Origin of the sequence: Streptomyces eurocidicus (assembly GCF_002891295.1) — a bacterium.
Taxonomy (GTDB): domain Bacteria; phylum Actinomycetota; class Actinomycetes; order Streptomycetales; family Streptomycetaceae; genus Streptomyces; species Streptomyces eurocidicus.
The window spans coordinates 39,928-56,825 of the sequence record NZ_LGUI01000007.1; the positions used below are offsets into that span (position 1 = coordinate 39,928).

Here is a 16,898-nt window from a genome sequence, read left to right on the forward strand (position 1 = left end):
ACCGCCGGCCCGGGGCGCCCACAGCGGCGCCCCGGGGCCCGGCAGGCCATGTAGAAGGGCGAGGAGTACGTTCGTGCAAGATCTCAAGGGCAAGCTGGCGCTGGTCACCGGTGGTGCCAGGAACGTGGGCAAGGCAGTGTCGAAGGCACTCGCCGCCCGCGGCGCACACGTCATCATCAACTACTTCCATTCCGCCGACGAGGCCAAGCGCACCAAGGCCGAGCTGGAGGCCGCCGGCGGTCAGGTGACGCTCATCCGCGCCTCCGTCGCCCGCCAGGAGCAGGTCGACCGGATGTTCGCCGAGATCGACGAGCGCTTCGGCGGTCTGGACATCCTGGTGAACAACGCCGCCAACGGCGCCCTGGTGCCGGTGGACGAGATCACCGACGAGCTCCTCGACCGGGCCATCGACACCAACTACAAGGGCGGCCTCCGGGTCTCCCGGGCGGCCGCGCCGCTGATGGCCCGCCGGGGCGGCGGCTCCATCGTCACGGTCTCCGCGCTGGGCAGCTCCCAGATGGTGATGGCCAACTACCTCGCCTGCGCCCCCGCCAAGGCGGCCGCCGAGGCGGTCACCCGCTATCTCGCCGTGGAGTTCGCGCCGCTCAACATCCGGGTGAACACCGCCTCCGCCGCGATGCTGGTCAGCGAGGTCGCCGACGCCTTCCCGCGCGCCGACGAGATGCAGCGGGCGATCGTCGACGCCACCCCGCTGGGCCGGCTCGGCACCGCCGAGGACTTCGCCGAGGTCGTCACCTTCCTCGCCTCCGACGCCTCGCGCTGGATCACCGGCCAGACCGTCCTCGCGGACGGCGGCCTCACCCTGGGCGCCACGCTCCTCTCGCCCCCCGCCCTCACAGACCCCGCCGCGTCGGTCGCCGATGCCCATCCTGCCGACGCGGCGGTCACTTCCCCGGAGGCCGCCCCGGCCACCGCCCCCGAGGCCGCGCCCGAGGCCGAGCCGGCCGAGGCCGCCGACGAGCGGGCCCGGGCGGTCGCCGAGGCCGTCGAAGAGCTCTTCGACGACGCGGGCCCGGACGACATCGCCGTCGTCGGCATGGGCATGGCCGTCGCCGGTGCCAACAGCCCGTCGGAGTTCTGGCAGCTGCGCATCACCGGCGACGAGCTGTTCGTCCCCGTCCCGGAGGACCGCTGGGAGCGCGCCCCCTTCTTCTCGCCCGACACCGCGGCCGAGGACAAGTCCTACCAGGACACCTGCGTCTTCATCACCGGCTTCGAGCCCGAGGAGGGCTCCCTCGACGGCCTCGGCGACGCCGCCGACCACGAGCTGACCACCATGTGGCTGCGCCACTCCCTGGTGCAGGCGCTCGACGGCGTGAAGCACGACGCGGACGACCGCTACTCCTTCCTCGTCGGCTACACCCCCGACGGCAGCCAGCACCTGGAGGAGGCCGGCGTCATCACCGGCATCCGGCAGCGCGCCGAGGAGATCGTCCAGGACCTGGACGTCCCCGAGGCCGACCGCGCCAAGGTGCTCGCCCAGATCGAGGAGACCCTGAACGAGCGCTACTGGCGGGGCGGCGACGCGCCCTCCAGGTTCCTGCCGCACCGGGTCGGCCAGCTCGCCATGGACGGCGTCCTGCCGGGCACCACCGAGCTCCAGATGGTCGACACCGCCTGCTCCTCGTCCCTCTACGCCATCGACATCGGCATCAAGGGCCTGCTGATGGGCAAGCACGACATCGCCGTGTGCGGTGGCGCCTTCGCCCTGGCCCCGCGCGGCACGGTGCTCTTCTCCAAGCTCCAGGGCCTCTCCAAGCGCGGCGCCGTGCACTCCCTGGACGCCGACGCCGACGGTGTGATCTTCGCCGACGGCGCCAGCGTGATCGTCCTCAAGCGGCTGCGCCAGGCGCAGCGCGACGGCGACCAGGTCCTCGCGGTGCTCAAGGCGTTCGGTTCGTCCTCGGACGGCAAGGGCAAGGCCATCTACGCCCCCAACGCCGCAGGTCAGGACCTCGCCGTGCAGCGGGCGCTGGACGGCGACGTCTCCGCGCAGGACGTGGACTGGATCATCGCCCACGCCACCGGCACCCCCGCCGGCGACCTCGCCGAGTTCACTACCCTCCGGGGCCACTTCGGCACCGAGCGCACCAGCTATGTGACCTCCAACAAGTCGCTGATCGGGCACACCGGCTGGGCGGCGGGCGTCGTCTCCGTCATCGAGGCGATCCTGGGCATGGAGCACGGGACCATCCCGCACCAGTACCGCTTCAACGCCCCGAACCCGGACTTCCACCTGGAGGACTCCAAGCTGGAGATCCCCACCGAGTCGGTCTCCTGGCCGGCCGAGGAAGGGAAGGTCCGCTCCGCCGCGGTCTCCGGCTTCGGCTTCGGCGGCACCAACGCCCATCTGATCGTGCAGGAGCACCGCGCCGACGAGGCCCCGGGCGCCCGGGCGGCGGGCCCGCTCACCCCGCCCACCGACGAGCGGATCGCCGTCGTGGCCTGGTCCGCGCACGTCCCCGGGCTGGACTCGCGCGAGTCCGTCCGCAGCTGGCTCACCGACGGCGGCGCGGCGGCGGAGAGCAGCTTCGGCGAGTTCTACCCGGCGCCTTCGTTCAACAAGGTCCGGCTGCCTCCGAAGACGGTGCGCGCCATCGACCGCTGCCAGCTGATGATCCTGGAGTGCGCGCACGACCTGCGCGACCAGTTCACGGACTTCTGGGAGGAGCACAGCCGCACCACGGGTGTGTTCGTCGGCAACATGGGCCCGACCCGCGCGGCCATGCTCTACGCCAACCGCTGCTACCTCGACGACATCGCCCACGCCCTCCGGCAGAAGGCGGACGGGGCGGCCCCGGGCGCGCTGGACGAGGTGATCGACCGGCTGCGGGAGCGGGTGCGCGGCCAGATACCCCCGTCCAACGAGGACTCCTTCCCGGGCATGATGCCCAACGTCATCTCCGCCCGGGTCGCCAACTACTTCGACCTCAAGGGCCCGAACATCACGCTCGACTCGGGCTTCTCCTCCGCGCTCACCGCGGTCGAGACCGCCTGCCGCTACCTGCGCAGCGGTGAGCTGGACTTCGCCCTCGCCGGCGGCATCAACGGCAACAGCCTGCGCGAGTACCGCACGGTGCTGGCCGACCTGTTCGGCCCGTCCTTCGAGGAGGACAAGGACCTCGCCGAGGGCGCGTTCCTCTTCGGCCTGGCCACCGAGACGAAGGCCCGCGAGGCCGGGCTGCCGATCCTCGGCTACGTGGACGGGCTGACCGTCGACGGCGGGCGGGCCGCCGGCGCCGACACCATCGAGTGCGGCGCGGAGACCTACGACCGGTCCCGCTACCTGGGTGCCGCGGGCGGCCTCGCGCTGCTCGACGCCCTGCACCGGCCCGCCGGCCGGGTGGCCATCACCTGCGGCCAGGGCGAGGCGACCACCCGGCTCCAGCTGACCGTCACCGGCGCCTACGCCCCGGCGGCCGCGGCCCCCGCCGCCGACGCCGCCCCGGCGCTCGTCCCCTCGAAGTTCGCCGACTCCGCGGAGTACGCGCCGGGCAGCCCCCTCCAGGTGCGCCGCCGGGTGCCGGTCCTCACCGAGCTGCCCGCGGCGGAGACCCGGGAGCGGATCCCGTTCCTGCCCCAGGGCGTGGTGGTCCTCACCGACCTGCCGGACCTCGGCGCCAGCCTGCGGCACCTGCCGAAGGACTCGCTGGTGCTGTCCACCGCCAAGGTGGACGTGACCCGGCCCGGCTGGACCCACCTGGCGGAGGTCACCCCGGAGACGGTCCGCGCCGCCCTGGACGCGCACGGCCTGCCCGTACGCCACGTCCGGGTCGTCACCGACCTGAACCGCTCGGCCCCGCTGCCCCGGTCGCTGGCCACCGGCAGCTCCACGCTGACCGCGCTGCACGACGCGCTGTTCCTCACCCTCCAGGCGCGCTTCGACGACCTGGACACCGAGGGCTCCTCCGTCGTCGGCCTGCTGCTGGGCGCCGTCGCCGACGAGGTGCCGCACGCCTTCGCCGGCCTGTTCTCCGGCCTGTTCAAGGGCGCCTTCCTGGAGCTGTCCAAGGCCCTGGTGTTCGCCCTGTTCACCGCCGAGGACGGGCCCCGCAAGGGCGCCCTGCTCGCCGAGGCGGAGACCCGGCTGGCCCGCACCTTCCCGATCGTCTACGAGGACGGCGGCACCCGTAAGGGCTACACGCTCGTCGACGAGCCGGTCGAGCTCAGCGGCCCCACCGAGGCCCGGCTGAACCGCGACTCCGTGGTGCTGGCCATGGGCGGCGCCCGCGGCATCACCGCCGAGGTCGTCAAGAGCCTCGCCGAGCACTTCGGCCCGCGCATCTACCTGGTCGGCAGCAACCCGCTCGACAGCTACCCGGCCGAGGTCTTCGAGGGCGACGACGAGACGTTCGCCGCCACCCGCCAGGCCCACATCCGCAGGAGCATCGGCGCGGGCAAGAACGTCGCCCAGGCCAACCGCGAGTTCGACCGGATGCTGGACGCCCGCGCGGCGCGCCGCAACATCGCCGACATGGAGGCGCACAGCGGCGCCGGCCGGGTCACCTACTTCGCCTGCGACGGCCAGGACGGCAAGGCCGTCGAGGCGGTCGTGGCGAAGGTCCTGGCCGACGGCGCCGGGGTGGACCTGCTGATCAACGCGGCGGGCCGGAACCGCTCGGCGTCCATCAAGGACAAGAACTTCGCGGAGTTCACCGCCATCCGCGACCTGAAGCTGCGCAGCTACCACAACCTCAAGCGGGCGTTCGGGGCCGACCAGCCCCGTATGTGGTGCAACTTCGGCTCGCTGCTCGGCTACTTCGGCCAGGTCGGGGAGCCCGACTACGCCTCCGGCAACGACTTCCTGGCGACGGCCGCCACCTACGGCGCCCGGAGCGCGGGACAGAGCGAGTTCACCATCGGGTGGACGCTCTGGGACGGCACCGGGATGGGCGCCAACGAGCTGACCAAGGCGTACTTCCAGCGCGCCGGCTCGTACAGCCACATGGCGGTGGCCGAGGGCACCCACCACTTCGTACGGGAGCTGCACGCCCCCTACCGGCACCCCTCCGTGGTGCACCTGGGCACCGCCGAGGAGGCCACGGTCGAGCGGTTCTACCCCGGCTACCCCAGCGGCACCGGGTCCCCGGCGGCCGGCGGTACGGCCGACCGAGGGTTCTACCTGCGGGAGGTGATATCCGCCGACCGTGACGAGGCCGTCTTCGAGTGCGCCTTCGACCTGGAGACGCACGGCTACCTGAACCACCACCTGGTGCGCGAGGCGCCCACCCTGCCGGGCACCTTCGTCACCGAGATCGCGGGTGAGGCCGCCCGCTTCCTCGCCCCGGACATGCAGGTCTTCGCCTACGAGGACCTGGAGTTCCAGCACTTCCTGCGGGCCTACGACGGGCGCAAGGACGCCCCGAAGCGGATCACCGCCCGGGTGACCGACCGCACGGAAGAGGTGACCACGGTCGAGGTGCGCATCTCCACCGACGTCGTCTCGCCCAGCGGGGTGCTGCTGATCAAGGACAAGACGCACTTCACCGCCCGGGTGCTGCTGCGGGCCGGGTTCCCGACCCCGCCGCGCTGGGAGAAGTGGGACGAGTCCGACGCCCAGCCGGTCATCGACCCGTACCACGCGCCGGCCTCGCCGGTGACGCTCACCGGGCCGTTCGTCTCCACCACCGACACCCGGCTGACCTCCCAGGGCAAGCGGGCCACCTACCGGGTGGAGCTGCCCGCGGGCGACCCGGTGTGGTCCCGCTTCACCGCGCCGTCGATCCTCCTCGACGGGCTCGCCCGGACCGGCGTCCTCAACCTCGTCGACGGGCACCTCGTGCCGATCGCGGCCCCGCTGTCGATCCGCCGGATCGACCTCTACGAGCGGGCCAACGACGCCGAACTGGTCGAGCGCTACGGCTCGCTGGAGCTCTACGCCACCCCGGCCGGCTTCAACATGCCGGGCAGCGACCCGGACAACCGGTTCGTGGCCGCCACCTCCGAGGGCCGCGTCGTCGCCCAGATGAAGGACGTCCGGGCGACGGTCATCGGCTACGTCGACCACCTGACCGGGCAGTTCTACTCGCCCGAGAAGGAACCCCTCACCGAGCCGGCGACGGCGGTGCGTTGAATGACGACCAAGGAGAAGTCCGTGCCCGAGACCGGAACCGGCCGGCAGGCGCCCGGCCCCGAAGGCGGCGTGCTGTTCGGAGCCCTGAGCAGCTTCAAGAAGGACACCCTGAAGCTCCTGATGGAGATGCAGCGGCGGTACGGCGGCATCGTCCGGATGAAGATGGGCCCCTACCTCGTCCACCAGCTGACCAGCCCCGAGCACGTCAAGCACGTGCTCCAGAACAACAGCTCCAACTACACCCGCGGCAAGTTCTACCGGGGCTTCAACCTCTTCTTCGGCCGCGGCATGCTCACCACCGACGGCGCCGAGTGGAAGACGCGGCGCGCGGTCAGCCAGCCGTTCTTCAACCGCACCAAGCTGCGCAACCAGTCCGGCGTCATCACCACGACCGTCGACGAGCTCATCGCCAAGTGGGAGGGCGCGGCGAAGACGGGCGAGGAGATCGACGTCACGGACGACATGATGTGGCTGGCGATGGGCGTCCTCGGCCGTATGTTCTACGGCGTCGACCTCCGGGACTACGCCGACCGCCTGATGCCCGCCGTCCGGTTCTCGCTCAAGGCGATGATCCTCACCGGCGAGGTCAAGCAGATGCTGCCGAAGTGGATCCCCACCAAGTACCAGCGCGACCTCAAGCGGTACCAGGCCGTGCTCAACGGCGTCATGGACGAGATCATCGACCTGCACCGGCGGGGCGGGGGCAGCGACGAGAGCGTCGTCGCCGCCCTGCTCGGCGCCACCCACGCGGTCACCGGCAAGCCGTTCACCCAGCAGCAGATCAGGGCCGAGCTCAAGACCCTGTTCCTGGCCGGGCACGAGACCACGGGCTGCGCCCTGACCTGGACGCTCTACGCCATCTCCAAGAACATCGAGGTCCGGCGCAAGCTGGAGGCCGAGCTGGAGACCGTGCTCGGCGACCGGGTGCCCACCGCCGAGGACCTGCCGCAGCTCACCTATCTGCGGCAGGTCGTCGACGAGTCGCTGCGGATGTACCCGCCGATCTGGCTGTTCCCCCGGGACGCGGTGGCCGACGACAACGTCAACGGCTACCACGTCCCGGCCGGCAGCACGGTCCTGGTGCCCACCTACGCGGCCCACCACAACAAGGAGAGCTGGGAGGACCCGGAGGCGTTCGACCCGGAGCGGTTCTGCCCGGTCTCCGGGAAGAAGAGCGGCCGCGACCGGTACGACTACTTCCCCTTCGGCGGCGGCGCGCGCAAGTGCATCGGCATGGACCTCGCGCTCCTGGAGATCCAGCTGGCCGTCGCGATGATCACCCGCCGCTACCGGCTCAGCCTGGTGGCCGGCCACCCGGTCACCCCGGCCGCGCTGGTCTCGCTCCGCCCGCAGCCCCAGGTCCTGATGACCGTCAGGCACAACGACGGACAGCGGGCGGCCGCGGCATGACCGAGGCGGCGGTGGCGCCCGTGCGCCGGATGGTGTGGCGGGCGGTGGCCCAGGCCGGGCTGCCGCCGGAGCCGTCCGCGCGGCTGCGCGGCGCCAGGATCGTGGTGCTCGGCGGCACCCCGGAGCTCGCCGGCCGGGTGGCCGGCGAGCTCCGGGCCGCGGGCGCGACCGCCGTCGTGGCCGGGCACGGGGAGAAGGACGACGACGGCTCCTGGACGGTCGGCGGACGGGTGCCGGACGGCCTGGTGGACCTCACCACCGCCGAGCCGTTCGTCCCCGGCGGGCACCACGGCTACCGGGACGCCCTGCTGCGCTCGGTCGCCGCGCTCCGGGCCTGCTACCCGCACTGGTCCGCGACGGAGGACGCGGACCGGGTCTTCTATGTCGCGGTCACCTACCTCGGCGGCCTCATGGGCTACGGCGACCCGGCCGGCGAGGCGCCCGCCCAGCCGCTCGGCGGCATCTGGGCGGGGCTCGCCAAGACGCTCCACCGGGAGCTCCCCAACTGCAACACCCGGGTCCTGGACGTGGCGCCGGAGGAGACCGGCGCGCTCCCGTCCCTGCTCGCCCGCGAGCTCTACCGGTGGGGCCTGTACGAGGTCGGCCACCGGGCGGGGCGGCGCTACAGCCTGCTCGCCCAGCGCGAGGAGCCCGGCCCCCGGACCGTCCGGCTCACCCCCGAGGACCTGGTGCTCGTCTCCGGCGGCGGCCGCGGCATCGGCTTCGAGTTCGCCAAGTCCCTGGCCGAGGAGTTCGGCTGCCGCGTCGTCGTCACCGGCCGGCAGCGGCTGCCCGAGGGCACCGAGCCCTGGGCGGGGCTGACCGACCAGGAGTTCAAGGGCTACGAGCGGGACCGCCTCGTCCACCGCGCGGCGGACGAGGGCCTCGCGGACGTACGGGCCGACCTCGCGCGCGTACGCTCGCTCCGGGACCTGGCCCGCAACATGGCCGAGGTGACCGGCGCCGGGCTCGACGTGGTCTACGAGCGCTGCGACTTCACCGCGCCCGGACAGGTCGCCGACCTCCTCGGCCGGCTCGGCCGGCCGCTCACCGGCGTGATCCACAACGCCGGGGTCGACACCCCGGTCCGGCTGCCCAAGAAGACCGACGAGGAGTTCCTGCGGACGGTCTCCACCAAGGTCGACTCCTTCGTCACCCTGTTCCAGCAGGTGCGCGGGCTGCCCCTGAAGTTCTTCTGCAACGTCGGCTCGCTCACCGGCCGGCTGGGCGGGATGACGGGCCAGCTCGACTACGGCGCGGCCAACGACGGCCTGGCCCGGCTCGGCCTGTGGGCCCGCCACCAGGTCCCCTTCCCGGTGACCACGCTCTGCTGGCCCACCTGGGACCGCGTCGGCATGATCGCCAACTTCGAGGCGACCCTGCGCTACATGACGGCCCTCGACGTCGACGAGGGCATCCGGTGCTGGCAGACCGAGCTGGTCACCGGCGCCTCCGGGGAGATCGGCTTCGTCGGGCCGCTCGGCCGGGCCCTCGGCCCGCTCCAGGCGCGCGGCTACCCCGCCGCCCCGGACCTGCCCGGCTTCGCCGAGCTGCTGCCGCGGATCTTCCACCTGGGCGAGCCGCACACCCAGGTGCCCGGCCGCTCCCTCACGGCGACCGTGGCCCTCGACCGCTCGGTCTCCCCGGTCCTCGGGGACTTCCTCGTCGGCGGCGACGAGGCCGTGCCCGTCTCTCTGATGCTGGAGAACGCGGTACGGGCGGCGAGCTGGCTGGAGCCCGACGGGGGCCTCGCGCCCGGCCCGCTGTCCGTCGAGGACCTGGCCGTACGCGTCGGCGCCCTGCGGCTGGCCGGGCCCGGCTTCCTCGTCCGGCGCGAGACGGCGGGCCGCTACGAGGACGGCCGCTGGGTCGTCGACGTCCGCTACCGCGCGACCGGCGGCCCGGGCACCGGCGACGTACTGGCCCGGCTGCGGGTGGTCCACGACCCCGAGCGGGCCGAGGAGGCCGGACCGGCGGTGGGGACGGCCGCCGCGGCGGCCGGGGACAGCCGCCATCTGGCCCCCGGGAACGGCCCGCTGCGCTGGCGGGGCCTGGTCCTGCCCCTCGCGCGCTGGTCCCGGGACGCCGTCGGCGGACACCTGGCCGAGCTCCGCGAGAGCGTCGCCGGCGACCTCTGGACGGCGCCCTCCGTACCGGCCTCCCGGCTCCCGTGGGCCGCCCTGGAGAACATCTGGCGGCACACCGCCCGGCACGCCCCGGCCGTGGACCTGCTGACCGTCGCCCGCCTGGACCTGGCCCGGGACGGCGAGGCGACCGCCGCCCGGGTGCGGCTCCACGGCGGCCCGGACGGCCGCGACTGGCGGGTCGCGGACGCGGCGGACGGCCGCACCCTGCTCCGGGTGACCGGCCTGGCCTGGGCGCCCGCGGACCGCGCCACCGAACACCTCACACAGTGCTGCACACAAGGAGAGTCATGAGCCCCGAGACCAGCTCGGATCTGCCGGTCCTTCCGCAGAGGATGACCATCCCGGCCGGTCCCGCGCCGCTGCCCAAGGAGTTCCCCGGCTACCGGAGCCTGGACCAGGAGGTCAGCGTCGACCGGCTGCCGATCACCGGGCGCATCCCGGAGTGGCTGACCGGCACCCTGATCCGCAACGGCCCCGCCAAGTTCGAACTCGGCGACTACCGCCTCACGCACTGGTTCAACGGGCTCGGCATGCTCCACTCGTACTCCTTTTCCAACGGCCAGGTCTCGTACGTCAACCGGCACCTGCGCACCAAGGCGTACGACCTGTGGATGGACAAGGGCGAGTTCCACGGCAAGCAGTACGGCCTGGAGCTCGACCCCTGCCAGAAGCTGTTCGGCCGCCACATGTCCGCGTACTCGCCCAACATCAGCGACAACCCCAGCGTCAACCTGATGAAGGTCGCGGAGAAGTTCTACGCGATCAACGAGTCGCCGATGTGGATGGAGTTCGACCCGCTGAAGCTGGAGGCGCACGGGGAGCACACCTTCAAGGACCAGTTCCTCGGTGAGGTCTCCACCCCGCACCCGCACTTCGACTTCCACAAGCGCGCGGTCATCAACTACACGACGAAGATGACGGACGGGAACGCCTACCAGGTGTTCTACATCCCCGAGAACGAGGCCGTGCAGAAGCCGCTGGCCGTCGTCGACATCGACGACCCGTGCTACATGCACAGCTTCGCGGTGACCGAGAACTATGTGATCCTCGTCGAGTTCCCCGTCGTCCTCGACACGGAGAAGTTCCGCGACCCGGGCTACCCCTTCGTCGCCTGTATGAGCTGGCAGCCCGAGAGGCCCGCCCGCTTCCTGGTCGTCGACAAGCGCGAGGGCAAGGTCACCCGCACCTTCGAGAGCGAGGCGTTCTTCGCCTTCCACCACGTCAACGCCGCCGAGATCGGCAACGACATCGTCGTGGACATCGCCGCCACCCACACCCCCTACGAGTCCGTGCTCGGCCTGCCGCCCACCGAGGGCCAGTTCGACCTGGACGCCTACGGGTACGCGCTGCGCCGCTACACCCTGCCGATGGCCGGGTCGAGCGACACGGTCGGCTGGGAGCACCTCTCCCCGCGCGGCATCGAGATGCCGACGATCAACTACCGGGGCAACAACGGCCGGACGTACCGCTACGCCTACGGCATCAGCTCTTCGCCCAAGAGCCTGATGGCGATGAACCGGCTCTCCAAGATCGACATCGTCGACGGCTCGTACAAGACCTGGTACGAGCGGGGCTGCTTCCCCAGCGAGGGGGTCTTCGTCCAGCGTCCCGGGGCCACCGGGGAGGACGACGGCGTCCTGCTGTCGGGCGTGCTCGACGCCAAGACCGGCAAGTCCTTCATGCTCGTGCTGGACGCCCGGTCGTTCGAGGAGCTGGGGCGCGCCCATGTGCCGCACCACATCCCCAACGACTTCCACGGGCAGTTCCACGCCGGCCTGGTGCGCTGACAGCGGCCCGGACGAGCCCGGACGAGGCCCGGACGAGTGGGGTCGGGGAGCGTGGCACGGCCACTGCCCGCGCGGGGCAGCGGCCGGCGGCGGGCCGGGTCAGCCGGCCCACGCCTGGCGGAGGTACTTCATCGTGCCGAGGCCGATGCCGCCGTCCGCGTAGAGGACCTGGCCCGTGATGTAGCGGGCCTCGTCCGAGGCGAGGAACGCGATCACCCCGGAGATGTCCTGGGGGCGGCCGATGCGGCCGAGCGGGATATGGCTGCCACGCCGCTCCCGCTCCTCCCGCGTCGGCCCGTACATGTCCCCGGCCCCCTCGGTCTGGATCATTCCGGGGCCGACCGCGTTCACCCGTATTCCGAGTTCCGCGTATTCCACGGCGGCCTGCCGGGTGAGGGCGTTGACGGCCGCCTTCGCCGCGGGATAGATGCCGGACTCGGCGCGGGTGGTCTCGGCGAGAAAGGACGTGAGATTGATGACCGAGCCGCCGCCGCTGCGGGCCATGACCGGGGTCAGGGTCTGCAGGCACAACAGGCTGCCGAGCACATTGATGTCCATGACCCGCCGATAGCGCTCGACGGTCGTCTCGGCGAGCGGGATGAATTCCCAGACGCCCGCGTTGTTGACCAGGACATCCAGCCGGTCGAGGCCGTCGGCCAGCTCCTGCACGGCCTCCGGGTCGGTCACATCGCACCGGACGGCCCGGCCGCCGGTCAGCTCGGCGACCTCGGCGACGGCCTCGTCCCGGTCCGCGGCGACCACGGAAAAGCCTTCCGCGGCCAGCCGGATCGCGGTCTCCCGGCCGATTCCATGGGCCGCGCCGGTGACGACGGAAACGGGTTTCCCGGTCATGGGATTCTCCTTTTCTCGATAGGTGAAGGGGCGGCGCCCGCCGCACCGTTGACAACATAGCGAAGGTAATTGCCGTTGAAAAGCCCGTATTTGCTGGTACGGGACTCGACGGCCGCCAGGATTTCAAATTATTGGGCCGGACCCGAAACCGGTGCCATGGGAGGTATTTCGCGATGACGAACAGCCCGGAAGAGCGCAGGATGCTGATCGGCGGCCAGTGGGTCGAGGCCGCGGACGGCGCGACCTTCGAGACCGTGGACCCGGCCACCGAGAAGGTGCTGGCCACCGTGCCCTGGGCCCGGGGCGCCGACGTCGACCGCGCGGTGCGCGCGGCCCGCGAGGCGTTCGAGCCCGGCTCGGCGTGGCGCAAGATGCCGCCGTCGGCGCGCGGCCGGATCATCCACAAGATCGGTGACCTGATCCTGGAGCACCGCGACGAGCTGGCCCTGCTGGAGTCGAAGGACAACGGCAAGCCCGTGTCCTTCGCCGGCTTCGCCGACGTCCCGATGGCCGCGGACACCTTCCACTACATGTCCGGCTGGGCGACGAAGATCGAGGGGAACACCATCCCCATGTCGTCCGCGTCGCCGGGCCGCTTCCTCTCCTTCACCCAGCGCGAGCCGCTCGGCGTCGTCGCCCAGATCGTGCCCTGGAACTACCCCCTGCTGATGGCCGCCTGGAAGCTGGCCCCGGCGCTGGCGGCCGGCTGCACCATCGTCCTCAAGCCCGCCGAGCAGACCCCGCTCACCGCGCTGCGCCTCGGCGAGCTGATCCAGGAGGCGGGCGTCCCGGACGGTGTCGTCAACATCATCACCGGTGACGGCTCGACCGGCGCCGCGCTGGTCGCCCACCCGGATGTGAACAAGGTGGCGTTCACGGGCTCGACCGAGGTCGGCAAGGAGATCATCCGGGCCTCGGCCGACAATGTGAAGAAGGTGACGCTGGAGCTGGGCGGCAAGTCCCCCAACGTCGTCTACGCCGACGCCGACCTGGAGAAGGCGATCGCCAAGTCCGCCGAGGCGATCTTCTTCAACCAGGGCGAGACCTGCTTCGCCGGCTCGCGCCTCTATGTGGAGCGCTCGGTGCACGACGAGGTGGTGGCCGGGCTCAAGGCCGCCGCCGAGCAGATCACCGTGGGGGCCGGCACCGAGCCGACCACCGTGATGGGCCCGCTGGTCTCCGCCGAGCACTTCGACCGCGTCATGGAGTACGTCGAGTCCGGTGTGGCGGAGGGCGCGACCCTGTGCACGGGTGGCCGGCGCGTCGGTGACAAGGGCTATTTCATGGCCCCGACCATCTTCACGGACACCAAGCCGCACATGCGGATCGTCGCCGAGGAGATCTTCGGCCCGGTGCTGGTCGTGCTGCCCTTCGACAGCCTCGACGAGATCGTCGCCATCGAGAAGGACAACCCGTACGGGCTGGCGGCCGGCGTGTTCACCCGCGACATCGACAAGGCGTTCCACACCGCCTCGGCGATGCAGGCGGGCACGGTGTTCGTGAACACCTGGAACACCGTGGACGCGGCGCTGCCCTTCGGCGGCTACAAGCAGTCCGGCTGGGGCCGGGAGCTGGGCCACGCGGTGCTGGAGAACTACCTGGAGACCAAGAGCATCATCGCCGAGCTCGGCCGCTGAGGCTCCGGGGAGCCGCTCCGGGCGGCTCTCCCGGGAGACACGGCGGCGGCGGGTGACCGGTCCGGTCACCCGCCGCCGTACGCGTGCGCGGGGCTCAGTCCATGAGCTCGGCGATCGTGCGCAGGACGCGCGGGTCCTCGTCCCGGACGAGCATGGTGGTGACCACCGTCTCGTCCCACGCGGCCAGATCGTCACGGATCTTGTCCTTGCCGCCGACGAGGGCCACGTCCTGCACCAGGGCGGCCGGGACCGCCGCGACGGCGTCCTTCTTGTGCCCGGCCAGATAGAGGTTCTGGATCTTCTCGACGTCGGCCTCGTAGCCCATCCGGGCCACCACGTCGGCGTGGAAGTTGGCGCCCTTGGCGCCCATGCCGCCGACGTACAGGGCGATCAGCGGGCGGAGCTTGTCGATGCCCCGCTCCAGGTCGTCGTCGAGCACGATGGGCGCGCTGACGAGGACCTCGAAGTCCGCCGCCGGGGAGCGCTCGCCGGACCGCTTCCGGAAGCCCTCCGCCAGCCGCTCCCGGTAGTAGGCGTCGCTGCGCGGCGAGAAGAAGAACGGCAGCCAGCCGTCGGCGATCTCCCCGGCCAGCGCCACGTTCTTCGGCCCCTCGGCCGCCAGCAGGATCGGGATCTCGCGGCGCAGCGGGTGCAGCGTCGACTTCAGCGGCTTGCCCAGGCCCGTACCGCCCGGGAACGGCAGCCGGTAGTGCTCGCCGGCGTACTCCACCGGGCGCTCCCGCGCGATGACGGCGCGGACGATGTCGACGTACTCCCGGGTCCGGGCCAGCGGCTTGGGGTACGGCAGGCCGTACCAGCCCTCCACCACCTGGGGGCCGGAGGCGCCGAGGCCGAGGACGAACCGGCCGCCGGAGAGGTGGTCGAGGGTGAGCGCCGTCATGGCGGTCGCGGTGGGGGTGCGCGCGGACATCTGCATGATGCCGGTGCCGAGCCGCAGCCGCTCGGTCCGCGCCCCCCACCAGGCCAGCGGTGCCACGGCGTCCGAGCCGTACGCCTCGGCGGTCCACAGCGAGTCGAATCCGAGCCGCTCGGCCTCCGCGACGAGACCCTCCACGCCCGTGGGGGGCTTCGCGGACCAGTAGCCGGAGTGGTACCCGAACTTCATGGAGTCTCCTGACGGTGCTTCATCGGGGGCGGCGGGACGGTGGGGCGGTGCTCACTGCGGCGGGTTGCCGTGCTTGCGCGAGGGGAGGTCGGCGTGCTTGCCGCGCAGCATCCGCAGGCCGTCGATCAGGGCGGAGCGGGTCTCCCGGGGGTCGATCACGTCGTCCACCAGGCCGCGCTCGGCGGCGTAGTACGGGTGCATCAGATCGGCCTTGTACTCCTCGATCTTCTGCGCCCGTACGGCGTCCGGGTCCTCGGCGGCGGCGATCTCGCGGCGGAAGATGACGTTGGCCGCGCCCTCGGCGCCCATGACGGCGATCTCGTTGCTCGGCCAGGCGAGGGTGAGGTCGGCGCCGATCGACTGGGAGTCCATGACGATGTACGCGCCGCCGTACGCCTTGCGCAGGATGACCGAGACCCGGGGCACCGTGGCGTTGCAGTAGGCGTAGAGCAGCTTGGCGCCGTGCCGGATGATGCCGCCGTGCTCCTGGTCGACGCCGGGCAGGAAGCCGGGCACGTCGACGAGGGTGACCAGCGGGATGTTGAAGGCGTCGCAGGTGGAGACGAAGCGGGCGGCCTTCTCGCTGGCGTGGATGTCCAGCACGCCGGCGTACGAGGCGGGCTGGTTGGCGACGATGCCGACGACGTGGCCGTCCAGCCGGGCCAGGACGCACAGCACATTGGTCGCCCAGCCGGCGTGCACCTCGAAGACCTCGCCGTCGTCCACGATCTCCTCGACGACGACGCGCATGTCGTACGAGCGATTGGGGTCGGCGGGGACGAGGTCCAGGAGCGCGTCGTTCGACCGGTCGGCCCGGTCGGTGGGCAGCTCGTGGGGCGGCAGCTCGCGGTTGTTGGCGGGCAGCAGCGACAGGAGGTAGCGGACGTCCTCCAGGCAGCTCTCCTCGTCGTCGTAGGCGAGCGAGGCCACCCCGGAGACCGTGGCGTGCACATCGGCGCCGCCGAGGCCGTTCTGGCTGATCTCCTCGCCGGTGACGGCGCGGACGACGTCCGGGCCGGTGATGAACATCTGGGAGATGTCCCGCACCATGAACACGAAGTCGGTGAGGGCGGGGGAGTAGGCGGCGCCGCCCGCGCAGGGCCCGAGCATCACGCTGATCTGCGGGATGACGCCGGAGGCCCGGACGTTGCGCTGGAAGATGCCGCCGTAGCCGGCGAGCGCCGAGACGCCCTCCTGGATCCGGGCGCCGGCCCCGTCGTTCAGGCTGACCAGGGGCGCGCCGGCCGCCGCGGCCAGGTCCATGATCTTGTGGATCTTCTGGGCGTGCGCCTCGCCGAGCGCGCCGCCGAAGATCCGGAAGTCATGCGCGTAGACGAAGACGGTACGGCCGTGGACGGTGCCCCAGCCGGTGATCACGCCATCGGAGTGCGGCCGCCGGTCCTCCAGCCCGAAGCCCCGGGCGCGGTGTCTGCGTAACCCCTCGACCTCGGTGAACGACCCCTTGTCGAGCAGCAGGTCGATGCGCTCGTGGGCGGTCAGCTTGCCCTTGGCGTGCTGGCGTTCGGTGGCCGCGGGGTCCTGGCCCGCCCGTGCCCCGGACTTCAGCTCCTGGAGTTCGGCGATCCGCTCGTGCAGCGTCCCGTCACCCATGTGTAATTACGCTCCGCATCCGCTGCAGGCCGTGGTGTTGCAAAAGAATCGGCAGTCCATTGCGATGGCCGTCCAGTCGAACACGAAACCCGGCCGGCCCGCATCGGTCCGGGCCGAACACTGGACAAAAGTACAGTCTGCACACGCCCCGGCCCCGCGCAATGTATCGAAAGTTCAATTTACGATGCATCCACCAGGTGCTAGCTTCCCGCTCGGTGGCCTCTTGTCTTTCTC

At 71.6% G+C, this 16,898-nt stretch carries 8 protein-coding genes; 5 read left to right on the forward strand and 3 right to left on the reverse strand.

Annotated features, from left to right (window positions below):
• The first annotated feature begins 73 nt into the window (after nucleotides 1-73).
• The 4 genes from AF335_RS21800 to AF335_RS21815 are packed head-to-tail and all read left to right on the forward strand — an operon-like array spanning nucleotide 74 to nucleotide 11,438.
• Nucleotides 74-6,094, forward strand: a complete 6,021-nt coding sequence (locus AF335_RS21800; protein ID WP_170127780.1) for an SDR family oxidoreductase — start codon at nucleotides 74-76, stop codon at nucleotides 6,092-6,094.
• On the forward strand, nucleotides 6,095-7,504 hold the full coding sequence (locus tag AF335_RS21805; protein WP_102920159.1) for a cytochrome P450: 1,410 nt from the start codon (nucleotides 6,095-6,097) through the stop codon (nucleotides 7,502-7,504).
• Complete coding sequence (locus AF335_RS21810) at nucleotides 7,501-9,942, forward strand: KR domain-containing protein (protein ID WP_102920160.1); 2,442 nt, start codon at nucleotides 7,501-7,503, stop codon at nucleotides 9,940-9,942. Before AF335_RS21805 ends, AF335_RS21810 begins: the two co-directional genes overlap by 4 nt.
• The gene (locus tag AF335_RS21815) at nucleotides 9,939-11,438 is read left to right on the forward strand and encodes a carotenoid oxygenase family protein (protein WP_102920161.1); all 1,500 of its coding nucleotides are present in this window, start codon (nucleotides 9,939-9,941) and stop codon (nucleotides 11,436-11,438) included. The genes AF335_RS21810 and AF335_RS21815 overlap by 4 nt, the downstream gene beginning before the upstream one ends.
• Before the next feature lie 99 nt (nucleotides 11,439-11,537).
• On the opposite strand, the gene AF335_RS21820 is transcribed toward AF335_RS21815, so the two are convergent.
• Entirely contained in the window at nucleotides 11,538-12,290 is a 753-nt protein-coding gene (locus tag AF335_RS21820) for an SDR family NAD(P)-dependent oxidoreductase (protein WP_102920162.1), read from the reverse strand.
• Nucleotides 12,291-12,463: 173 nt separating this feature from the next.
• On the opposite strand from AF335_RS21820, the gene AF335_RS21825 reads away from it, so the two are divergent.
• Nucleotides 12,464-13,927 carry an aldehyde dehydrogenase family protein gene (locus AF335_RS21825; RefSeq protein ID WP_102920163.1) on the forward strand — a complete coding sequence of 488 codons (1,464 nt, stop codon included), beginning with the start codon at nucleotides 12,464-12,466 and terminating at the stop codon, nucleotides 13,925-13,927.
• A gap of 94 nt (nucleotides 13,928-14,021) precedes the next feature.
• On the opposite strand, the gene AF335_RS21830 is transcribed toward AF335_RS21825, so the two are convergent.
• Together AF335_RS21830 and AF335_RS21835 are read right to left on the reverse strand one after the other, a co-directional pair.
• Nucleotides 14,022-15,053, reverse strand: coding sequence for an LLM class F420-dependent oxidoreductase (locus AF335_RS21830; protein ID WP_102920164.1), 1,032 nt, complete (start codon nucleotides 15,051-15,053; stop codon nucleotides 14,022-14,024).
• A gap of 51 nt (nucleotides 15,054-15,104) precedes the next feature.
• A complete protein-coding gene (locus AF335_RS21835) occupies nucleotides 15,105-16,664 on the reverse strand; it encodes an acyl-CoA carboxylase subunit beta (RefSeq protein WP_102920165.1) in 1,560 nt (519 codons plus the stop codon).
• Nucleotides 16,665-16,898: the final 234 nt, after the last annotated feature.